The 20,453-nt window shown below is 71.6% G+C and carries 20 protein-coding genes; 10 read left to right on the top strand and 10 right to left on the bottom strand.

Translation table 11 applies throughout. From position 1 onward, the window contains the following. Window positions 1-37: 37 nt before the first annotated feature. Window positions 38-919 carry a LysR family transcriptional regulator gene (locus tag SY84_RS03850; protein ID WP_046842898.1) on the bottom strand — a complete coding sequence of 294 codons (882 nt, stop codon included), beginning with the start codon at window positions 917-919 and terminating at the stop codon, window positions 38-40. Window positions 920-1,048: 129 nt separating this feature from the next. Here SY84_RS03850 and mnmE point away from each other — a divergent pair, with 129 nt between their 5' ends. Beyond that, window positions 1,049-2,365, top strand: a complete 1,317-nt coding sequence (gene mnmE / locus SY84_RS03845; protein WP_046842897.1) for a tRNA uridine-5-carboxymethylaminomethyl(34) synthesis GTPase MnmE — start codon at window positions 1,049-1,051, stop codon at window positions 2,363-2,365. A 105-nt stretch (window positions 2,366-2,470) separates the two neighbouring features. On the opposite strand, the gene SY84_RS03840 is transcribed toward mnmE, so the two are convergent. Further along, complete coding sequence (locus SY84_RS03840; protein ID WP_046842896.1) at window positions 2,471-2,893, bottom strand: VOC family protein; 423 nt, start codon at window positions 2,891-2,893, stop codon at window positions 2,471-2,473. Window positions 2,894-2,945: 52 nt separating this feature from the next. Between SY84_RS03840 and SY84_RS16985 the strand changes: the two genes are divergently transcribed. Next, window positions 2,946-3,521, top strand: coding sequence for a TetR/AcrR family transcriptional regulator (locus tag SY84_RS16985; protein ID WP_046842895.1), 576 nt, complete (start codon window positions 2,946-2,948; stop codon window positions 3,519-3,521). 76 nt (window positions 3,522-3,597) lie between these two features. Here the strand turns inward: SY84_RS16985 and ruvA are convergent, their stop codons facing one another. After that, window positions 3,598-4,197: a Holliday junction branch migration protein RuvA gene (gene ruvA / locus SY84_RS03830; protein WP_046842894.1), complete on the bottom strand. Its 600-nt coding sequence runs from the start codon at window positions 4,195-4,197 to the stop codon at window positions 3,598-3,600. Window positions 4,198-4,298: 101 nt separating this feature from the next. Here ruvA and SY84_RS03825 point away from each other — a divergent pair, with 101 nt between their 5' ends. Beyond that, window positions 4,299-4,922: a GNAT family N-acetyltransferase gene (locus SY84_RS03825; RefSeq protein ID WP_046842893.1), complete on the top strand. Its 624-nt coding sequence runs from the start codon at window positions 4,299-4,301 to the stop codon at window positions 4,920-4,922. A gap of 57 nt (window positions 4,923-4,979) precedes the next feature. On the opposite strand, the gene SY84_RS03820 is transcribed toward SY84_RS03825, so the two are convergent. Continuing rightward, window positions 4,980-6,251, bottom strand: coding sequence for a DUF4384 domain-containing protein (locus SY84_RS03820; protein ID WP_046842892.1), 1,272 nt, complete (start codon window positions 6,249-6,251; stop codon window positions 4,980-4,982). Window positions 6,252-6,446: 195 nt separating this feature from the next. Between SY84_RS03820 and SY84_RS03815 the strand changes: the two genes are divergently transcribed. After that, entirely contained in the window at window positions 6,447-6,830 is a 384-nt protein-coding gene (locus tag SY84_RS03815; RefSeq protein ID WP_046842891.1) for a hypothetical protein, read from the top strand. Window positions 6,831-6,900: 70 nt separating this feature from the next. Here SY84_RS03815 and SY84_RS03810 read toward each other — a convergent pair whose 3' ends face one another. Further along, the gene (locus tag SY84_RS03810; protein WP_046842890.1) at window positions 6,901-7,674 is read right to left on the bottom strand and encodes a DUF554 domain-containing protein; all 774 of its coding nucleotides are present in this window, start codon (window positions 7,672-7,674) and stop codon (window positions 6,901-6,903) included. Between the two features lie 377 nt (window positions 7,675-8,051). Here SY84_RS03810 and SY84_RS03805 point away from each other — a divergent pair, with 377 nt between their 5' ends. After that, on the top strand, window positions 8,052-8,255 hold the full coding sequence (locus tag SY84_RS03805) for a helix-turn-helix domain-containing protein (protein WP_046842889.1): 204 nt from the start codon (window positions 8,052-8,054) through the stop codon (window positions 8,253-8,255). Between the two features lie 19 nt (window positions 8,256-8,274). Then, entirely contained in the window at window positions 8,275-9,036 is a 762-nt protein-coding gene (locus SY84_RS03800; protein WP_419177410.1) for a hypothetical protein, read from the top strand. Here the strand turns inward: SY84_RS03800 and SY84_RS03795 are convergent. From SY84_RS03795 to SY84_RS03780, 4 genes are read right to left on the bottom strand one after another with little or no spacing between them, the layout of a single operon-like run. After that, window positions 8,975-9,937 (bottom strand): phosphotransferase enzyme family protein, encoded by a 963-nt coding sequence (locus SY84_RS03795; RefSeq protein ID WP_046842888.1) that lies wholly within the window; start codon window positions 9,935-9,937, stop codon window positions 8,975-8,977. The genes SY84_RS03800 and SY84_RS03795 overlap by 62 nt on opposite strands. Beyond that, window positions 9,934-11,193, bottom strand: a complete 1,260-nt coding sequence (locus tag SY84_RS03790) for a cytochrome P450 (RefSeq protein WP_245621401.1) — start codon at window positions 11,191-11,193, stop codon at window positions 9,934-9,936. Before SY84_RS03790 ends, SY84_RS03795 begins: the two co-directional genes overlap by 4 nt. After that, window positions 11,190-12,032 carry a DivIVA domain-containing protein gene (locus SY84_RS15765; RefSeq protein WP_081424500.1) on the bottom strand — a complete coding sequence of 281 codons (843 nt, stop codon included), beginning with the start codon at window positions 12,030-12,032 and terminating at the stop codon, window positions 11,190-11,192. The genes SY84_RS03790 and SY84_RS15765 overlap by 4 nt, the downstream gene beginning before the upstream one ends. After that, window positions 12,029-12,679 carry an alanine racemase gene (locus SY84_RS03780; protein WP_046842887.1) on the bottom strand — a complete coding sequence of 217 codons (651 nt, stop codon included), beginning with the start codon at window positions 12,677-12,679 and terminating at the stop codon, window positions 12,029-12,031. The genes SY84_RS15765 and SY84_RS03780 overlap by 4 nt, the downstream gene beginning before the upstream one ends. A gap of 317 nt (window positions 12,680-12,996) precedes the next feature. Here SY84_RS03780 and SY84_RS03775 point away from each other — a divergent pair, with 317 nt between their 5' ends. From SY84_RS03775 to SY84_RS03760, 4 genes are all read left to right on the top strand, one after another. Further along, on the top strand, window positions 12,997-15,588 hold the full coding sequence (locus SY84_RS03775) for a BamA/OMP85 family outer membrane protein (protein WP_046842886.1): 2,592 nt from the start codon (window positions 12,997-12,999) through the stop codon (window positions 15,586-15,588). Between the two features lie 104 nt (window positions 15,589-15,692). Next, a complete protein-coding gene (locus SY84_RS03770) occupies window positions 15,693-17,255 on the top strand; it encodes an Rqc2 family fibronectin-binding protein (RefSeq protein WP_046842885.1) in 1,563 nt (520 codons plus the stop codon). 68 nt (window positions 17,256-17,323) lie between these two features. After that, window positions 17,324-17,686 carry an aspartate 1-decarboxylase gene (gene panD, locus SY84_RS03765; protein ID WP_081424499.1) on the top strand — a complete coding sequence of 121 codons (363 nt, stop codon included), beginning with the start codon at window positions 17,324-17,326 and terminating at the stop codon, window positions 17,684-17,686. Window positions 17,687-18,091: 405 nt separating this feature from the next. Next, window positions 18,092-19,447 (top strand): HD-GYP domain-containing protein, encoded by a 1,356-nt coding sequence (locus SY84_RS03760; RefSeq protein WP_308420056.1) that lies wholly within the window; start codon window positions 18,092-18,094, stop codon window positions 19,445-19,447. A 62-nt stretch (window positions 19,448-19,509) separates the two neighbouring features. Here the strand turns inward: SY84_RS03760 and SY84_RS03755 are convergent, their stop codons facing one another. Continuing rightward, on the bottom strand, window positions 19,510-20,421 hold the full coding sequence (locus SY84_RS03755; protein ID WP_046842884.1) for a carbohydrate kinase family protein: 912 nt from the start codon (window positions 20,419-20,421) through the stop codon (window positions 19,510-19,512). Window positions 20,422-20,453 lie beyond the last annotated feature (32 nt).

The following is a 20,453-nucleotide window of genomic DNA, read 5'->3' as shown; positions in this document are numbered from 1 at the left end:
CGCATGAGAAACCCGGCCGCCCCATGAAGGCGGCGCCTCATGAGGTCCGCAGCAGCGCCACGAGCGCGCGGACCTCCGCGGACAGCAGCGCGGCGGGCGCCGTGACCAGCGTGTGCGCGACCGTCACGGCCGGGGCTTCCAGGCCCACGCTGGCGACCGCGCCCAGCTGCACGTCCCGCGCGACGAACCCCGCGGGCATGATCGCCACGCCGTCCCCGCCCCGCACGCCCGCGAGCACCCCCCACAGGCTCCCCAGTTCCAGACCCTGCGCCGCACTGACGCCCACGCCGTCCAGCAGCCGCTCGGCCTGACGGCGCACGCCGCTGCCCCGCGCGGACCACAGCAGCGTCTCGCCACGCAGCGCGTGCGGCGCCACGTACCCCAGCCCCGACAGCGGATGGCCGGGCGGCGTGACCAGCCGCAGCTGGTCCTCCCCGACGCGGTGCAGGTCCAGGTCGTCCACCGCCCGCTGCGGCGACGTGACGATCAGCGCCGCGCCCAGCCGCCCGGCGCGGACCTCCTCGATCAGCGTTCCGGCGGGCCGCGCCACGACCCGCAGGTGCAGCCTGGCCGTGCGGGCCCGGCGGACTAGGGCGCTTGAGTGCTCGCTCAGGGCGAAGGAGAGACCCACCCGCAGCGCCGCCGCCGGGCGTTGCCGCGCGCCGCTGATCTGCCCGGCGACCTCCGCGAGGTTGCGGGCGATCGCCTGCGCGTGCGGAAGCAGCCGCTCGCCGGCCTCGGTGAGGGCCACGCCGCGCCCGTGGCGGACGTACAGCGGCTGCCCGAACTGGTCCTGCAGGGCGCGCAGCTGACCGCTCACGGCAGGCTGGCTGAGGTTCAGGGCCTGCCCGGCGCGGCTGACACTCCCCAGTTCCGCGACGACACTGAACGTGACGAGATGCTCCGGGTTGATCCTCACGCCCGCATGGTATCCGCCCTGCCGATGCGACCGGGCCGGGGACGCCGGGGCATCACGTCGCCCGATGACGCTGGGCACGGTGTCTGGGGGGCACGGTGACCGGAGGCTGCGGTGCGCTACCCTGCCCGCGTGACCCGCTCCGGCCTGCAAGACACCATCGCCGCCATCGCCACCGCCCCCGGCAGCGCGGGCGTGGGCATCGTGCGCGTCAGCGGCCCCCACGCGCTGAGCGTCGCCGACCGGGTGTTCCGGGGCAGACGCGCCCCCTCGCGCACGCCCGGCGGCCGCTTCCTGTTCGGCCACCTGCTGGACGCCTCGGGCGAGGTGCTTGACGAGGGCCTGTGCCTGATCTTCAAGGGCCCGCGCAGCTACACCGGGGAGGACGTCGCGGAACTTCAGACGCACGGCAGTCCCGCCGTCCTGGCTCGCGTCCTCCAGGCCACCCTGGACTGCGGCGCGCGCCCCGCGCGGCCCGGCGAGTTCACGCTGCGCGCGTACCTGAGTGGCCGCCTGGACCTCGCGCAGGCCGAGGCGGTCCTGAACCTCATCGAGGCGCAGACCGACACTGCCCGGCGGCAGGCCACCCTGGGCCTCAGTGGCGCGCTGGGCGAGCGCGTGGACGGCGTCGCGCGCGGCGTCACGCGCACCCTGGCGGCCATCCAGGCCCTGCTGGACTACCCCGAGGAGGGCGTCCCGGACGAGGACCGCACCCTCCCCCTGGCGCAGGCCGAGTCGGACCTGCGGGACCTGCTGGCGTCCGCGCGGGCCGGGCAGGTCGCCACGCGCGGCGCGCGGTTGGCGCTGATCGGGCGGCCCAACGCCGGCAAGAGCAGCCTCCTGAACGCCCTGCTGGGCTACGAGCGCAGCATCGTCACGTCCATCGCCGGGACCACCCGCGACTACCTGGAGGCCGCCGTGGAACTCGCCGGGGTGCCCGTCACGCTGGTGGACACGGCGGGCATCCGCGAGACCGGGGACGCCATTGAGGCCGCCGGGGTGCGGCAGGCGCTGAGCCTCGCGGGCGCCGCCGATCTGGTGCTGGCGCTGGAGGACGGCAGCGCCCCCCGCGAGGCCCTGCCCGCCGACCTGAGCGGCGCCCGCGTCATCCGCGTGCGGACGAAAGCCGACCTGCCGGGCGCGTGGAGCGACCCGGCCGCGCTGGACGTCAGCGCCGTGACCGGGTCCGGCCTTCCCGCGCTGCGGGGCGCCATCCAGGTGGCGCTGCTGGGCGACACGGCGCGCGGCGAGGCGTGGCTGACCACCGAGCGGCAGGCCGACGCCGCCCGCCGCGCCCTGGCCCACATCCAGGCGGCCCGAACCCTCCCGGACGATCTGGCCGGGTACGAACTGGAAGAAGCCCTGCGCGCCCTGGCTGAACTGACCGGCCGGGACGTGCAGGAGGACGTGGTGGACGCCGTGTTCCGCAACTTCTGCGTCGGGAAGTAGCCGGACTGGACTGCAGACACTCAGCTGACCGCGTGCCCGTCCTGCTCGGGGTGGGACAGGGGCCCAGTGATGCACAGGCTCTGAAGGGCCGGGGGCCGGGTGCGGTCAGGTGGGGGTGGCAGACTGTTGTGCCAGCCATGCCGGATCCGGCGGCACGAATTCCAGCAGTTCGACGGTCACGCCGTCGGGCGCGTGAAGCTGCACGCGTTTCTGCCCCCACGGTTCGGTGGTGACGGGCAGAACGAAGCTCAGTCCGGCCTGTTCGAGTCGGCGGGCGTCCGCTTCGACATCCGGGACGATCAGGGCCAGCATGACCCCGGACGTCCGTTGTCGACTCAGGACCGGTCCGGCCGCCGGGTGGCCCTGGCGCAGCAGGTCGAGATGCAGGCCGGGCAGGTCCGGGTGCCGCAGGCTGACGAACCAGTCAAGTTCGGCGGTGGGGGTGAACCCGAAGTGACGGCGGTAGAAGCGGGCGCTGCCGACCAGGTCGGCGCTGAGGACAGTGATGCTCAGGGCGGTCAGTGACATACACACCTCCTGTGAATGACAGTTATACCGGTACAAGTGTAGCATATGGGTGATGCGACAGAATCCTGCCCGCCGCGCGGCCCTGTTGGACGCCGCCATCACCCTCCTGGCCGAGCGGGGCTCAGGCGCGCTGAGCTACCGCAACCTGGACGAGGCGGCTGCCCTGCCCGTCGGCACCGCCGCGAACTACTTCCGTACGCGGGCGGACCTGCTGCTTGAGGTCACCCGCTACGTCCTGAACCGTCTGGGCCCGGAGCCGCAGACCCTGGCGGCTGCGCTGGAGCACCCGCAGCCGACGCGGCACGCCGCCGTCCTCCAGCACCTGCTGGACCGCATGCAGCGGGAACGTGACGCGACCCTGGCGCTGCTGGAACTGCGGCTGCTGGCCCGGCGATACCCGGACCTCCAGGCCACCTTCCGCACCACCGTGCAGGAGAACCTGATCCTCAGCCGCCAGTTCAGTGAAGCGCACGGCTTCACGCAGGGCGACGAGGAGTTCCTGACCGGGTACCTCCTCCTCAGCGGCTTCGTGTTCGAGGAGCTGACCCTGCCGGGCCTGCTCCCCCCGGAACTCGGGACGCGGCTGATCCAGACGCTGACGGCACCGTCCACGCCGCAGCCAGGCTGACCCGGCCGGGGCTGCATCAGGTCGCAGGTGAGCGGCCCATGCGCCGACCCCTGAGAGGAGGCTGTCTGCCAGCGTGCTACCGCAGCTTGCCCAGGCTCTTGCGGATCAGGCTGTCGGCACTCAGATCAGGATCACTGGCGAGAAGTTCGGCGACCACGCCGCGCACCTGCGCCTCGCGGAAGCCCAGGGCGAGCAGGGCGTCCACGGCGTCGCGTCCGGCGGTGCTCGTGACCCGCGCGGCCTTCGCGCCGCCCCCCGTAGCAGGCGCGGCGAGGTGCTCGGGGACCTTGCCCTGGAGTTCCAGCACGAGCCGCTCGGCGGTTTTCTTCCCGACCCCGCTGACGCTGGACAGCAGCTTCACGTCCCCGCCGAGCAACCCGGCAGCCAGGGCGCTGACGGGCATGGCGGACAGCAGCGCCAGCGCCAGCTTGGGCCCCACGCCGCTGACGCTGGTCAGCAGGTCGAACACGCGGACGCTGTCGGCGTCATGGAAGCCGAACAGCAGCTGGGCGTCCTCGCGCACGATGAAGCGGGTGTTCAGTTCGGCGGTCTCGCCGACGGTCAGCTTCCCCAGGGTGCTGACGGGGCACTGGACCTCGTAACCGACGCCGCCCGCAACGACGACGGCGCTGTTCTCTCGGACTTCCCGGACAGTGCCGGACAGGTAGGCGATCATTGCCCCCATTCTACATTCCGCTGTGAACAGAATGCGGGTGTGGGGCAGGTTCGCACCACCCGGCAGGCCCAGGCCGGGCCCGGTGTGCTGCACTGTGGGACATGTTCACCCTGCGCCCCGCCCGCGAGACCGACCGCGCCGCGCTGTACCGCATCTGCCTGGAAACCGGCGCGAGCGGCCAGGACGCCACCCACCTGTACACCGACCCCCTGATCCTGGGGCATGTGTACGCCGGGCCGTACCTGACGCACGCGCCGGGTTTCGCGTTCGTGCTGGAGGACCAGGGGAGCGGCGAGGTGACGGGCTACGTCCTGGGCGTCCCCGACACGGCCGCCTTCGAGGCGACCCTGGACCGCGAGTGGTGGCCGCCCCTGCGCGAGCTGTACCCCGACCCGGCCGGGGTCCCCCGCGCCGATCGCACACCTGACGAGCGGATCGCGCACCTGATTCACTGGCCGCCCCGCGCGCCGCAGGCCGTGCTGACCGGGTACCCGGCGCACCTCCACATCGACCTGCTGCCCGCCGCTCAGGGAGGCGGCCAGGGCCGGGCGCTGATGACCACCCTGCTGGACGCCCTGCGCGGGGCCGGGGCGCGCGGCGTGCACCTGGGCGTGGGGGAGAGCAATACCCGCGCCCAGGGGTTCTACCAGCACCTGGGCTTCCGGGAACTGAGCCGCGCGCCGGGCGCCGTCACCTACGGACTGACGCTCACCGCGCCGAGCTGAACCCCCCGCCAGAAGAAGGGACGCCCACACGGGACGTCCCTCCACTGAACAGCTGGATTACTTGCGGTAGACCTTCGTCACGCCGTTCACAGTGCGAATGGTGCCGCCCTCGAAGTCCGCCGCCCACGCGCCGCTGACCGTGTACTGGTCGCGGGTGGGGAAGCCCAGGAAGGACCCGCTGCCGCCCAGACCCTGATAGGTCTTCAGAACGTTCCCGCTCAGCCAGAACGTGCCGTACTTCTCGGTACCGTACAGCGCGCCGTTCTGGAAGAAGCCGTACAGGCCGCTGGTGCCCAGACTGTTCTGCGGGATGACCTTCTCATCCCCGGCGGCCCAGCCCAGGCGGCTGGGGGGGCGCGTGCCGCCGTTCTCGGCCTTGGCGAGCGCCAGGTACCGTTCCAGCAGCATGCCGTGTACGGCGTAGGCGCGGCTGCTGCCGTTCGCGTGCAGCAGGATGGCGTCTCCGTACGCCCCGACACCCTTGAACTTCTGCCACAGGCCGTCGCCCCAGCCGCTGGCGTAGGTGGTGGCCTGACCGAGGCTCTCGTCGCCCTTCAGGCGGGCGTAGGCGTCCACCATGGCCTGGTCGCGCGTGCCGTTCTGCCGCTCGCCGGGCTGGATGGTCCCCGTGGGCTGGGCGGGCTGCGCCGGGGTCGGCTGAGCAGGTGTGGGCTGGGCCGGGGCAGGCTGCTGGCCCTGGCCGGGCGTGATCGTCACGGTACCGGTCGTGCTGCCGGGCATGGCCGGCGTGGGGTTGGCGACCGGCGTGCCGCCCACCTTGAAGGTGACCACGTCGGTCGTCCAGCCGTCGGCGGGCAGCGGATTCACGACGATGCTCAGCGCCCGCGCGAGGTTCTCCTGCCCCTTCACGCTGACCTGCGCGAACCCCTGGTCCTTTGCGAATTTCGCGATGTCTGTCAGGTCCAGTTCCCTGGTGCTGGCCAGCGCCAGCAGGCGGTCCTGACCGTTCGGTCCGCCGACGTTCAGGCCGTACTTCGCGTTCTGCTGCGGGAACACGCGGGTCACGCCACCCTGCACGAAGTTGCTCTCCTCGAAGTTGTTCGGGAAGAACAGGTCCACCACGCCGTTCGCGTTGATGTTGAACAGGTAGACGTAGGCGTCCTGGTTGGTCTTCACGGCGATCTTGATCGGCTCGCCCTTGCGGTAGGTGGGGTTCGCCTTGCCGCTGGCGTCCTTGTTCACCCAGACTTCCACGTTCAGTTTCGTCTCGACGGGGTTCACGATGATGCTCTGCGCGGTGATCTTGGCGGGGCTGGCGCTGGCCGCGCCGAGCAGCAGCGTACTCAGGATCAGGGTTCGTTTCAGCATGGTGGTGCCTCCTTGTGGTGAGGCGCACCGTACCCCGCCTCTCTGACCGGTTGCTGATAAAAACGCGTCCTGCAAGGCACGCTGAAGACCTGCTCAAGCCCACCTGACCCTCGGCGCCCCAACATGAGAATCGGTTGCGGACAGCGTGAGCCCCCGGGGGGTGAACGGGCGGACCTCATCGCCTAGCCTGCAGGCATGCGCGGCCCCCTTCTGCTCTTTCTGGCGCTGCTGCCCGTGCACGCGCAGGCCGCGTCGGACCCCTGGCCCGGCTCGCCCGTCCTGACGCGGCTGTTCGTACTGCCGTCCGGCCGGGCCGACCGGGACCGGCTAATCCGCACGCTGGACCTGACGGTCGCGCAGGTGCGGGAACTGGAACGCCTCGCGGGCAGCGAACGCGCCTACGCGCAGGCCGCCCGGACGCTCGACCGGCCGGGCGCGCGGGCCCTGAACGTGAAACTGGCTGCCATGAACGCCGAGAAGGACCGTAAGGTGCGCCGCCTGCTGGGCACCGACTACACGCTGTTCCGCGGGTGGGTCCGCGGGTGGTGGCAGGCCCAGGTCCGCCGCGCCGCAGGCTGACCCCCGGCCCTGCCCGACCGGCATCCGGCGTTCTCCTGGTCGCTCTGTTGCGCAGCTCTCCGGGGCCGTCTCAGCCCAGGCGGGTGGCGAGCCACAGCGCCAGCGGGGCGATGAGCAGCGCGGGCAGCAGGCTCCCGACCCTAACGCGGCGGTCATCGAAGCCCAGCCCGGCCAGCATGAGGTTCCAGCTGATCCCGACGATGGTCAGGCCGCCCGCCCCCGTAATCAGCAGGACGTACGGGTTGGTCTTGAGGAGCTGCGGGTCCGCGCCGCCCAGCAGCCCGGCGGCGAAGGTGCCCGCCAGCAGGCTGATCCCGCCCTGCACGACCAGCACCGTCAGCGCGCCGAACCCCACCCCGATCCCGTACGCGCCCGCCAGGGCCAGCGCCGCGATGCCGTCCAGCGTCGCCTTCAGGACGTACGTGGCGCTGTCCCCGGTCAGGCCGTTCTGCAGGCCACCGATCACGGTCATCGGGCCGATGCAGAACAGCAGGCTGGCCGCCACGAACCCCTCCGTGAAGCGGCCCCCGCCCCGGAAGCGGCGTTTCAGGGTCTCGCCCAGGCGTTCCAGGCTCTCCTCGATCCCCAGCGCCTCGCCGATCACGGCGCCCAGCGCCAGACTGACCAGCGCCAGGATCACGCCCGGTACCGCGCCGCCCGACACGCGGTTCAGGCTGCCCGCCATGTCCAGCCCGATGAACAGCGTCACCAGACTCAGCGTCTGTAGCAGCGTGCGCTGCGTGCGCTCGGGCAGCCGGCCGCCCACCGCGAGCCCCACGGCGGTGCCCAGCAGGACGGTGACGACGTTGACCAGGGTGCCGGACAGCTGCGACAGGACGCTCATCGCCGCTGACTGTAGAGCACGCCGCGCGGCCCACATGCCGGGACTGTCCAGCCGGGCGCACCTTCCACGTGCGGTCCCGGGTGGTCAGGTGGTTCCTCCCACGCCGGCCGCGGCGCGGTGAGGACTGCCTCAACGCCCCCTTCAGGGGGCCTCAAGAAGCCCCCAAGATCTGTGACGTCCCGCTGACAGGCGGTGTGGTACGTTCTACGCAAGTTGAACCGTCCGCTGCACATCCTCCTGCCTCAGCCGCTCCTGCGCGGCGGGCCGGGCGGCGCTCCCGAACACCTTGCGGCGCGCTGCGTGCGTCCTGACATAGACACCGAATCTGTTACGGGGCTGCCTGCGGGCGGCCCCGCTGCGTTGAAGGAGGTCCGACCATGACCCTGAACGACCAGTACCAGAACATGCCCAAACTCCTGAAGGTCAGCGAGGTCGCCGACTTCACCGGCACGCACGAACGCACGGTGCGCCGCTGGATCCGCGACGGCCGCCTGAGCGCCGTCGAGCACCCCAGTGGGCTGCGCGTGCCCAGACGCTCCCTGTGGCGCTTCCTGGGGCTGGACCTTGCCCTGAGCGCGTAATCCAGCGGCGACTGGCACAATGGCGGGCGTGACCGCCCCGCTGCCAGACCACCGGCTTGATGACCTGCGCGCTGCCCTGAGCCTGCCCACCCCCACCTTCAGCGCGGCGGACCTGCCCCTCCCGGCGGGCCTGACCGCCGCGCAGACCGAGGAGGCCGCCGCGCTGGCCCTGCACTGGGGGGCGCCCCGCGCGGCGCTCGCCTGGAGCCGTGACCCGCTGCGTCGCGCCGCCGCGCACCTGCGCCTGGGTGACGGCGCCGCCGCACGCGCCGAACTGGCAGGTGAGGCAGATGGCGCCCGCGTGCTTCTCCTGCTTGCCCGCGCCGCCGCGCTGGACGGTTACCCAGGCGCAGGGCAGCAGGCCGAGGCCGCGAGGACCCTGGCCCGCCAGAAGGGCGACAGCGCCGCCCTGATCGCCGCCGTGACCCTCCGTGCGGAGGGGCAGGGGGCGGACCCATACGCGGCCCTGCGGACCCTCGCCGAGGGCCTGAAGGTCGCCGAGATCGCCGGACAGAGTGCCGACGCGCACCTGCTGGCGGTGCTGGCCCACACCCAGGCGCGCCTGAACGCCCGCAAGGGTCAGGCGACCGCCGCGAAGGCCCTGGAGCGCAGCGTGCCGCGCAGCCCCGCGCGGGTGCTGGCGCTGCTGGTCCTGGCCCGCCCCGGGGAGGCGTTCGCCGAGGCCCGCGCGGGCAACCTCCATCCCGGCTGGTGGGCCTTCACCGCAGCCCCGACGCCGTCCACGCCTGCGGGAATGGCACGTACGGCGGTGGACGGATGAACGCCCGGGGGCCGGGGTTGCCGCGCAGGTACACGCTCTCGTAGACCCATACGTTCCGCTCCTGCTGGGTGCCGTACAGGGCGGCGCCCAGCTGCAGCTCCTCCGGCGGGAGGGGCCGGTCCCCCCGGTAGGCGCGCAGGAACGCCCCGCCCAGCGCCGGGTCGAGCCGCAGGCTGAGGTGGAGCGCCCGCACGACCTCCCACGCGCAGGGGGCGAGGCGCGGCTGTTCCCAGTCGATCACTGAGACGGGCACACCCCCCTGGAAGAAGACGTTCCCGTCGTGGAAGTCGCCGTGCACGAAGCGCAGGGGCAGCGTGGGCAGGTCCTCCGGCAGCGGCGATGTCCGCAGGTGCGCGAGCCGCTGCCGGGTGCGGTCCAGCGCCCAGCCGTCCGTGGCGTCCGGATGGGGGAGAGCCAGGATCGCCGTCTCGATGACCCGTAGGCGCTCCAGCGTCACCGCCACGCCCGCAGGGGGAGCGAGGGGCGGCACGTCGAATGGGACGGCTTCTGGCAGGCGCGCGTGCAGCCCCGCCAGCAGCACCCCCAGGCCCGCCGCGTGCTCCGGGCTCAGCGCGTGACGCGCAACCGGCGCGCCGGGCGCCACCTCGAACAGCGCCGCCCAGCGGTCCTCCAGCCGGGCCAGCGTGCCGCCCCCACGCGTGACGAGCAGGTCCGGCGTGGGCACCCCGCAGGTACGGGCCAGCCGCACGGCGCGGTGTTCGACCTCCGCCCGCTCGCGGCGGGGATCACGGTACACCCTCAGGTGGAACGCGCCCGCCGCTGCCTGCACGCGCCAGGCGGCGTTGATGCTTCCGCCGCCCAGCGGGGTGACCGTCAGGATATCCCCGACTGGCCAGTGCGCCGCGACCTCTGCCGGTCCGATCCGGCCAGCGAGGGTCACCCGGCCTGCACGTCCAGCCGCGCCAGCCCCCGGATCACGAAGCCCCCGGTGTACTGCCCCGGCTCCCGCGGGTCCACGAGGCGCAGGTCCGGCAGGGCGCGGCACAGCGCCCGCAGGCTCAGGGCGAGTTCCAGCCGGGCCAGCGGCGCGCCCAGGCAGTAGTGGATGCCCAGCCCGAAGGTCAGGTGCGGGTTCGGATCGCGGTCCAGGCGCAGCTCGTCCGGCGCGTCGAAGCGCCCCGGGTCGCGGTTCCCGCTGGCGTACAGCAGGCTCACGCGGTCCCCGGGCTTCAGCTCCGCGCCGTGCAGCGTCAGGGGCTCCAGCACGATCCGCTCGAACATCGGCAGGGGCGTGTCGAAGCGCAGCAGTTCCTCCACGGCCCGGCGGAACACGGTCAGGCTGTCCGGCGCGTACGCCTGCGCCACGAGGGCCTCCCAGTGCCGACGGTCGCGTTGCAGGGCCAGCACGCCCGCCGTCAGGCCGTTCACGCTCGCCTCGTGCCCGGCGTTCAGCAGCAGGATGCAGGTGTCGATGAGTTCCTGCTCGGTCAGGCGGTCGCCGTCCTCCTCGGCCTGCACGAGCGCCGTGATCAGGTCGTCCTGCGGGCGGGCGCGGCGCTGCGCGACCAGTTCCCGCAGCAGCGCGCTGAAATCCAGCACGGCCTGCTCGGCCTCGTCCTGATCGGCCACCGTGGGAGCCGGCTCGTACAACTTCACGATGGACGCCGACCAGGGCCGCAGCCGGGCGCGGTGCTCGTGCGGCACGCCCAGCAGTTCCGCGATGACCGTCACGGGCAGCGGCTCGGCGTAGCCCTCGACCAGATCGAACGGCCCCTCTCGCCCCAGGTCGCGCAACTGCGCCTCCAGGATCACCTCGATCCGCTCCGACAGGGCCTCCACGCGCCTGGGCGTGAACGCCAGCCCCACCAGCGAGCGCAGGCGCGTGTGCTTGGGTGGTTCGCTGTCCAGCAGGTGGTTGCTGTTGAAGGCATCGAAGTTCGCCTGCCGGGGGTCCGGCAGCGGCCAGCCCAGCTCGTCGCGCGAGAAGCGGTGCAGGGCGCTGCGCCCGAAGCGCCGGTCGCGCAGCACCGCGCTGATGTCCGCGTGCCGCGTGAGCACCACCCGGTTCATGCCCGGATCGAAGAACACCGGCGTCTCCTCCCGCAGCCGCGCCAGCAGCGGGTACGGGTCCCGGACGAACGCCGGGTCCGCCACGGGCAGCGCGAAGGTGGGCAGCGCAGAGGTCAGGGCGCTCACAGGAACTGCTGCGCCTCCAGCCGCAGGGGCCGCTCCTCGGGTTCGGCCGGGACCGGGCTGGAGATCACCAGGGCGTGACCGGCCAGCCGTTCCGGTGGAGACGCCTCCGATGAACCAGGCTCCGGCTGCGCGGCGCGCACAGCCGGGTCGTTCGCGCTGGGGCCCGGCACGGGCTGTTCGTGCGCCGGGGTGACGGTCAGGCGCGCCGAGGGGAGCCCCACTTCCTCAGGCACGGCGTGGCGCGCCGAGAGTTCCGCGAAGGACGCCACCAGCGCCCGGTACCCGCTCAGGAACTGCGCGTACTCCTGCCGCGCCGCCGTCAGGCGCGCGTTCAGGTCCGCGTGCCGCTCGCTGAACGACCGCTCCAGTTCCGCCAGCCGCTCGGCCTGCGCCCGCTCGCGCTCCAGCGTCAGGGTGTGGTGATCGCGTTCCAGATCCGCGAAACGACCCCGGAACGCCGCCTCCAGCGCCGACAGGCGCGCCTGATGCCCGGACTCCAGTTCCGCGCGGCGCGACTCGGATTCGCGCAGCAGCCCGTCGCGCTCGGTGGTGGCCTGCGCGACCATCAGTTCCGCTTCACGCGCCGCGTTCTCCCGCAACTCGTGCGAGATGCGTTCGGCGGCGATCACTGCGCGGCGGATCTCGTCCTCGTTCTGCCGCTGCGCCTCCAGTTCCTTCTCCAGCATCGCCACGCGTTCCAGCGTCAGCTGATGCTGCTGGAGCTGCGTTTCCAGATCATCAGCCAGGTCGTTCAGGAAGGCGCGCACGCTGCTGCGCTCGTAGCCGCCCATGCGGTTCGGGAATTCCTGGTGGCGCACATCAAGAGGGGTGAATTTCACGTGAACAGACTCCTTCCCACCCGAACCAGGGTGGCTCCAGCCGCGACGGCGTGCGGGTAATCCCCGCTCATGCCCATGCTCAACTCTGACAGACCCAGATCATGCGCCCGCCGCGCCACGTCCGTAAACAGCGCCGCGAGCCGCGCCTCCCGCTCGGGAGGCGGCAGGTCGTCGAGGTCGGGCGCCATGACCATCAGCCCCCGCACGTCCAGGCCGGTCGCCCGGACCTCGCGCAGCACACCCGGCAACGCCTGCGCCTCTATGCCGTGCTTCTGCGCCTCGCCGTTGTGGAGTTGCAGCAGCACGTCCGGCGCGTGCCCCCAGCCCTGCGCCGCCTGCGCGAGCGCCTCGGCCTGCCACGCCGCCTCGACGGAATGCACCAGCGTCACGTGCCGCAGGTACTTCACCTTGTTCCGCTGCAGCGCCCCGATGAAATGCCACTCCAGGTCCGGACGCAGCGCCGACTTGTCCCGCAGTTCCTGCGCGCGGCCCTCACCCAGCGGGAACGCCCCGTGCGCCAGGACGCACCGGTCGATGGCGTCCAGATCCTGGCCCTTCGTCACGGCCACCAGTCGCGCGCTGCCCGCCGGGCGCCCGGCGGCCGCCTCCGCTGCCCGGATGCCCGCCAGAACCTCGGGCAGACTCATGGGTGAACCCCGGCGCGGCCGCGCCTCACCCGCTTGCATGATGCTTTCACCCGCGCATTCTCACCCGCCGCCCCCCCACGGCTCAAGCGGAAAGCGCACCCCGCGCCAGACGCCGCCACGGAACACTCATGATGGGCGTGGCCTGCTCACGCGCGGCGCACAGCACGCGTCGCCCAGCCCGCAAGTCATCCGCACCCAATCTTCACCCTTCTCAGGCTGAGCGCCGCAACTGTGAGCGGATGCGCGCACCCACCGTCTGCCGGCCAGCACCAGCCGCCCGGGGACGAGGTCCACGGGTGTGCCACACTAGGAGAAGCATGCGACACCCCCTGACGCTCGCCGTGACCGTCCTTCTTGCCGCGCCCGCCGTCGCCCAGACCGCAGGCACCGTGCAGGACGTGACCGTGGTCGGCACCAGCGACCTGCTGGCCAACTTTATCCGCGCCACCCTCACCACCCAGACCGGCACGCCCCTGAGCGGCGTGAACCTCCGCCAGGTCGAGCAGGAAGTCGTGGCCAGCGGCTACTTCAAGAGCGCCGTCGCCGAACTGCGCAGCGTGGGCGGCAAGGACACCTTGGTCATCACCGTCGTCCCCAACCCCACCATCAAGGACGTCACGATCACCGGCCTGAGCTTCCTGCCCGCCGAGGGCTTCAAGAAGAGCGTCGCCGACCTCCTGAACATCGCCCCCGGCGCCACCCTGAACAACCAGCGCATTGAGGAAGCCAAGACCGCCCTGGCGCAGAACTTCCAGCAGGAAGGCTACCCCTTCGCGCCCAGCATCAGCACTGACGTGAAGACCGAGACCGACGGCACCGTCACCGTGAACTTCGTCGTGGACGAGACCGCTCCCGTCACCCGCGTGGAAGTCGACGGCGTCACCCTGCTGCCCGCCACGCAGGTCACCGCCATCTTCAAACCCCTCTACGACGCCAAGCGCTTCACGCCCGACGCGTACTACGGCGCCGTGCAGCAGCTCCAGCAGGCCTACGACGACGCCGGGTACCTCCAGGCCGGCGTGGATGTCGGCAGCAGCACCCTCGAGAGCGGCGTGCTGAAAGTCAAGGTCATCGAGGGGCGCGTGAGCACCGTGAATCTCGACGACCTCGGCAACCCCCAGGTGACCCTGCAGACCCAGCCCGGACAGCCGGTCAACCTGACCAGGCTCCAGGCGGACGTCCGCACCCTCTCCAACCAGACCGGCAAACCCGTGGGCTTCGCCATCCAGCCCAACCCGCAGAACCCCGCGCAGGTCACCGTGCTGTTCGGCTCCGCCGGCGTCGAGACCGGCCCGGTCAAGGCGGTCGCCATCCAGGGCAACACCCTGATCCCCACCGCCACCCTGCAGGCCGCCCTGAAGACCAGGGTCGGCGACGTGTACTCCCCGCAGCTGGCCCAGCAGGACTTCCTGGCCCTGCGTGACGCCTACCGCAAGCAGGGTTATGAGATCAGCACCCGCGACGCGATCACCTTCAAGGACGGTACCCTGACCTTCGCCGTGCGCGAGGTGAAGGTCGCCGCGTACGAACTGCAGTGGCAGGGCGCGCACACCACCAAGGACCGCGTGATCACCCGCGAACTGCCCGCCCCCGGCAGCGCCTTCAACCGCAACGACCTGAACGCCGCGATCGGCCGCATCGCCCGCCTGGGCTTCGTGCGCGTCACCACCGAGAGCGTCCGCGCCGACCCGCAGAACCCCGAGAACATCACCTACGTCCTCGGCGTCGCCGAGACCAAGACCGGCATTCCGGTCGAACTGGGGCTGAGCTACGACCAGTTCAACGGCGGTTTCGGCGGCAACGCCGGGTACAGCAACAACAACGTCTTCGGTCTGGGGCACTCCCTGGTCGCCAGCCTGGGCGGCCAGCAGAACGAGGCCGGACAGAACCTCGTCGGGAGTGTCAACTACACCATTCCCTGGCTGGACATCGACTTCCTGGACTTCCGCAAGACGCCCACCAGCCTCAGCTTCGGTCTGGGCACCACCGTGTTCGGGAACAACGCCCTGTTCACCAAGGACACCGACACGCCCGCCAGAACCGACACCGGCTGGGACTACACGACCCGCGACACCAGCTTCAGCGTCAGCGCCGGACGGAGCCTCGCGAAGAACCTCACCGCGAACGTCGGCGTGGGCGTCAGCTACAAGACGTACTACCTCGAAGCCCTCCAGAGCGGCGACAAGAACACCGTCACGTACAAGGACGCCGCCGGAACCGACCAGACCCGCACCTTCACCGAGGCCGAAGCCAAGGCCCTGGTGCCCGAGACGAACCTCACGACCCGCCTGTCCACCGGCCTGAACTACGACAGCACCACCAACGGTGAGTTCCCCGACAGCGGCGTGCGCGCCAGCGTCGGCGCCGCGTACTCCTTCGGCCGTCAGGGCGACGCGCCCCTGAACTGGACCACCCTGAACGGCGGGGCCAGCACCTACTACGGCTTCGGGCGCACCATCGAGAAGGACCTGGGCGTCAGCAACAAGCAGCAGGTGTTCGCCGTGCGCGCCAACGCCGGGACCGTCCTGGGCCTGGACACCGCCCCGGCGGGCACCGGATACGCCATCGGCGGCGGCAGCGTCAACACCCCATTCCAGCTGCGCGGCCTGAAGGACGGCGAACTGTTCGGCACGAACTACGTCACCACCAGCGCCGAGTACCGCTACGACTTCGGCCTGAAAGCCGGGATCGCGCAGGGCCTGTACGGCGTGCTGTTCGCCGACGCCGGGACCGCCTGGGGCGGCAGCGCCACGAACACCGACCCAAGCCTGAAATACGGCTTCGGCGCCGGCGCGCAGCTGAACCTCGGGATCGGCGGGGCGCTGCTGCCCAGCCTGCGCTTCGACTACGGGTTCAGCCCGCAGACCGGCAGCGGGAAGTTCTACTTCCGCATCGGCAACTTCTGGTAATCCCCTGACCTGCCCCGCGCGGGCCGTCCCCAGCATCATGGCCGGGGGCGGCCCGCGCGCTAGCATGCCCGGATGACGTTCCCCCCACCCCCCGGAGGCCGCCCGTGGAAGGCCTGATGCTGGCGCGCGTGCTGCGCGACCTGAGCGGCCAGCTGCCCCTGCGTACCCTGGGCTGGGCCTTCCCGGACGAGACGACCGCCGCGCTGCTCCTCGACGGGCCGCGCCTGGGCGGGCAGACGAACCTGGTGCTCGCGTACCGCCCCCCGCAGCCCGTCGTGTACCTGTCGCGCGAACGGCTGCGCGGCGACCCCCGCAGTCCCTTCCAGCGGTTCCTGGCGGCGCGGGTGCGGGGTGACCTGCTGCGTGCCGAGCAGCTGAAACTCGACCGGGTGATCACCCTGCACTTCGCGGGAGAGACCGGGTTCGTGGACCAGCCGCCCACCCGCCTGCTGTTCGAGGTGACAGGCCGCAACGCCAACCTCCTCGTGCTGGACGAGGGCGAGGGCTTCGAGGGCCGCATCGTCATGGCCGCCCGTGAGATCACCGGGAGCCGCAACCGCTTCCGCACCATCCGCACCGGGGGGCGCTACACGCCGCCGCCGCCCTACGAGAAACTCGACCCGCGCACCCTGACGTCCGAACAGTCGCAGACCCTCCGGCACATGCCCGTCGGGCGCTGGCGCGAGCAGCTCGACGGCATGGGGCCGCTGCTGGGGGCGGAACTCGCGCGCCGGGCAGACCTGGGCCCCGCCGAGGTGCCCGGCGAGGCGTGGCCGCGCGTCCTGGCAGCCGTGCAGTCCCTGGTGGCCGACCCGACCGTCAGCGAGGGCGCCCTGCAGGACGGCGCGCGCGAGGCCGCGCGGGGCGAGAAGGCCGCCACGCTGCGCAAGGCCCTGCGTGAACCGCTCGACAAGCGCGTGACCCTCCTGCGCAACCAGCTCGCGGACGTCACCCGCGCCGAGGCGGGCCTCACCGATGCTGCCCGCGACCGGCAGGAGGCCGACCTGCTCATGGCCTACGCGCACACCGTGCCCACCGGCGCCAGCAGCGTCACCCTGCCCGCCTTCGACGGGAGCGGCGAGCAGCCGGTCAGCCTCGAACCGCAGCTGAGCGCCGTGCAGAACGCCGAGAAACGCTACGCCCGCGCCCGCCGCCGCGAGGAGGTGTACCTGCGCCTCGCCGAGCGGGAGGACACCCTGCGGGCCGAACTGGCCGAGGCCGAGGCCCGCGTGCAGGCCCTCGACACCGCCGACCTGCCCGACCTCGAAGCCCTGAACACCCGCGTGCAGCAGGAGCGGCCCGAGAAGAGTCCCTACGGCACGCGCTTCACCACGCCAAGCGGCCTGGAGGCGCTGGTGGGCCGCAACAACAAGGAGAACGCCACCCTGACCCACCGCGTCGGCCGCAGCATGGACTGGTGGTTCCACGCGCAGGGCTACCCCGGCAGTCACGTGCTGGTCCGCGGCGGCGGGCGCGACCTGGACCTGCCGGACATCCTGTACGCCGCCCGGCTGGCCGCCGCGAACAGCAAGGCGCGCGGCAGCAGCAACGTGCCCGTGGACTACACCCGCATCAAGCACGTCTGGAAACCACGCGGGGCGCCCGCCGGACAGGTGCACTACACCGACCAGAAGACCGTGTTCGTGGACGGCACCCTGCCCGAATAGGCCCCGCGGCCACGCGACCGTGTCCCGCCGCCCGGTGCGCGACGCGGCACCGCGTACAATGGCCGGTCGTGGAACGCATCATGTTCAGGGCCAAGATTCACCGCGCCACCGTCACCCAGGCCGACCTCGACTACGTCGGGAGCATCACCATCGACCAGGACCTGCTCGACGCGGCGGACATCCTCGTGAACGAACGGGTGGACATCTACAACATCACCAACGGCAACCGCCTGAGCACCTACGCCCTGAGCGGCCCGCGCGGCAGCGGCGTGATCGGCATCAACGGCGCCGCCGCGCACCTCGTGAACCCCGGCGACCTCGTGATCATCGCCGCGTACGGCAACTACAGCGACGAGGAAGCCCGCACGCTGGAACCGCACGTCGTGCATGTGGACGCCCGCAACCGTCAGATCCAGCTGCAGCCTGCCTGATCCAGACGCCCAACCGCAACCGTTCAGTCCAGTTGGACGCAACTTGCAGAGCTGCCCCGCAGAGGAGCAGCGAAAGGGGTTCCGGGCGTGGCATGGGCAGATCGGTGAAGTTCCGGGTGGTGAACGAAACAGTGAGCATCCGTACGAGAGACACCGGTTGGACGAAGAGCCGTGGGGCGTGCAGCTAGTCCCAGGGTGGTACTGAACACTGCTGGTTCATCAGATCCTCGCTCTGTTCCGCAGCTCTGCGAGTCCGCTCTATTTACAAGAGGAGGGGGTGTCACTCACTCCCTCTGAATTAGGCTGTCAGAAGTCCTCACGCTGCGGGACCGCCCTGCCATGCCCCGCATCAGGGGGGAGCGTTTCATGGTTAACGGGTCTTCATCCCGGTGATATGCTGACTTGGTGCCCCGCTCGCCCATCTGGTCCACCCTGGTGCTGATCGGTGCTGCTGCCCTGCTGGGCTACGCCGCCTGGCAGCACCACACCGCCCTGATGGCTGGCGCCGCCCTGCTGATGGCCGCCGCCACTGTCGGCGCGTCTGGCCTGACCCGGCTGCTGCCCCTGGGTGCGTTTGCGGGAACTTTCCTGATCTCCCTCCTCCTGCGCGGCCCGCGCCTGGAACCCCTGGACCTGCTCGCCGCGCTGCTCGTGCTGGGTGGGCTGGGCTTCCGGATCGTGCGGGAGCAGGTCACCGCCCGTCAGCTCGCGTGGCAGCGCAACACCATCGCCGCGCTGCACGCGGGCAGCGAGCGCCTCGCGGACGCCCGCGACGCCGACGCGATCATCCGCGCCGGGATCGGCATTCTGGACCGCCTGCAGGTCGCCCCGAACCTCGCGTTCGTCGCGTACCGGCAGGGCACCCCGCACATCCTGGCCGCTAAGGGGGCCTTCGAGCCGTTCCTGGAGCGGCCCATCCATCCCAGCGACAACAACAGCCGCAGCGTCCAGGCGGACCACTGGGTCGCTGAGGAGGCGCTGACGCTGCTGAAAAAACCCCAGCGGCGCCACTACCACGTCGCGCCGGTGTACGGCCGCGCGTCGAATCACCTGGGCGTGCTGATCATCACCCGCAACACCACAGAACCGTTCGATGATGCCGAGAAGAGCGTCGTGGCGTCCTTCGCGCGGCTGCTGGGCGCGCAGCTGGGCCAGTGGAACGCCATCCGCGACCTGCGCGACGCGAACGACCTGACCCTGCGCTCGCTGGGCGCCGCGCTCGAACACCGCGACGACGACACCGGCGGGCACACCAGCCGCGTCGTGAACCTCAGCGTGCGCCTCGCGCGGCGCCTGGGGTGGGACGAGGATCAGGTCAAGGCGCTGCGCTGGGGCGCGTACCTGCACGACCTGGGTAAACTGGCCATCCCCGACGCCGTGCTGCACAAACGCGGCGCGCTGGACCCCGACGAGCGGCGCGTGATCCAGACGCACACCACCATCGGGTACGACATGCTTCAGGACCTGCACTTCCTGCCCGCCGAGACCCTAGATCTCGTGCGGTACCATCACGAACGCTGGGACGGCACCGGGTACCCCAGTGGCCTGCGCGGGCAGAACATTCCCGACACCGCGCGGCTGTTCACGATCGTGGACGTGTTCGACGCCCTGACGAACGCCCGCCCGTACAAGCCCGCCTGGACCCGCGACCGGGCCGTCAGCGAGATCCGCCTGCAGGCCGGGCGGCAGTTCGACCCGCAGTACGTCGAGGCGTTCCTGCGCATGATGGCCGAGCATGACGAGGCGCACCTCGTGGTGTGACCGGGGAACGACAGGAGGGCGGGGCCGCGTGCTGGACAGCGGCCCCGCCCTCCTGTCCGGGCTCAGCCGAGGCCGAGGTCCGCGCGGGTGGGCGCGTACGCCCCGGCGTGCGCGCAGGCGGCGGCGGCGGCCCGCAGACCCACGCGCAGGTGCTCGCTCCACAGGGCGCCTGCGTGCTCGGTGGCGCTGACGAGCAGCCCGGCACACAGGGCGTCCCCGGCGCCGACGGTGTCTACGACCTGTACGGGCGCGGCCGGGAGGTCGGCGCGGCCCGCACTGTGGTACAGGCTCGCGCCCTGCGCGCCGCGCGTGATCACGATCGGGGCCTTCGCGTTCAGGCCGCGCAGGCGCCGCATGACGTCATCCTCGGACTGACCGGGGAAGAAGAACGCGAGGTCCTCGTCACTGAACTTCATCAGGTCGGCGCGGCGGGCCACCTGCTCGAACACCGCCGGGTAGTCCGGGTGGCGGTGCGTGATGCGGGCGTTCGGGTCGAAGCTGATGCGCACGCCCGCCGCGCGGGCCGATTCGATCAGGCCCAGCAGGGTGTCTGCCAGCGGCCAGCGGCTCAGGCTGATGCCGCCCACGTGCAGCCAGCGGGCCGCGCGCAGCCAGCCGTCTGGCAGCAGGGTGGGGTCGAAGTGCAGGTCGGCGCTGTTCTCACCCAGGAACCGGTACGCGGGTGGGTTCGCGGAGTACACGACCGCCAGCAGGGTGGGGGCAGGCACGCGTTGCAGGAAACGCAGGTCCAGCCCGGCGTCCTGCGAGGCGCGCCGCAGGTCATCCCCGAAATTGTCCTGCCCGACCGCGCCTGCGAACGCGCTGGGCACCCCCAGGGACGCGCAGGCCCGCGCGACGTTCCATCCGGCCCCGCCCGGGTGGGCGTGCCAGGCGTTCCCGCCAGCAGTCACGAGGTCGGTCAGGGCCTCACCGGCGCTGACAATCAGGGGCAGGTCGTTCTGGGGCAGGGACATGACCCTGTCATCCTACCGTGGTGGTCACGAGG

Source organism: Deinococcus soli (ex Cha et al. 2016) (genome assembly GCF_001007995.1).
GTDB lineage: Bacteria > Deinococcota > Deinococci > Deinococcales > Deinococcaceae > Deinococcus > Deinococcus soli.
Note: the sequence above shows the minus strand (reverse complement) of the source record. Positions and strands in the feature narration are given on the sequence as shown.

Bases quoted from the DNA above. Each gene is read 5' to 3' on its own strand.
- SY84_RS03775 (WP_046842886.1), top strand. From the start codon at position 12,997: ATGCGACACCCCCTGACGCTCGCCGTGACCGTCCTTCTTGCCGCGCCC.
- SY84_RS03780 (WP_046842887.1), bottom strand. From the start codon at position 12,679: ATGAGTCTGCCCGAGGTTCTGGCGGGCATCCGGGCAGCGGAGGCGGCC.
- SY84_RS16985 (WP_046842895.1), top strand. From the start codon at position 2,946: ATGCGACAGAATCCTGCCCGCCGCGCGGCCCTGTTGGACGCCGCCATC.
- ruvA (WP_046842894.1), bottom strand. From the start codon at position 4,197: ATGATCGCCTACCTGTCCGGCACTGTCCGGGAAGTCCGAGAGAACAGC.
- SY84_RS03805 (WP_046842889.1), top strand. From the start codon at position 8,052: ATGACCCTGAACGACCAGTACCAGAACATGCCCAAACTCCTGAAGGTC.
- SY84_RS03825 (WP_046842893.1), top strand. From the start codon at position 4,299: ATGTTCACCCTGCGCCCCGCCCGCGAGACCGACCGCGCCGCGCTGTAC.
- SY84_RS03810 (WP_046842890.1), bottom strand. From the start codon at position 7,674: ATGAGCGTCCTGTCGCAGCTGTCCGGCACCCTGGTCAACGTCGTCACC.
- SY84_RS03815 (WP_046842891.1), top strand. From the start codon at position 6,447: ATGCGCGGCCCCCTTCTGCTCTTTCTGGCGCTGCTGCCCGTGCACGCG.
- SY84_RS03755 (WP_046842884.1), bottom strand. From the start codon at position 20,421: ATGTCCCTGCCCCAGAACGACCTGCCCCTGATTGTCAGCGCCGGTGAG.
- SY84_RS03840 (WP_046842896.1), bottom strand. From the start codon at position 2,893: ATGTCACTGACCGCCCTGAGCATCACTGTCCTCAGCGCCGACCTGGTC.
- SY84_RS03820 (WP_046842892.1), bottom strand. From the start codon at position 6,251: ATGCTGAAACGAACCCTGATCCTGAGTACGCTGCTGCTCGGCGCGGCC.
- SY84_RS03800 (WP_419177410.1), top strand. From the start codon at position 8,275: ATGGCGGGCGTGACCGCCCCGCTGCCAGACCACCGGCTTGATGACCTG.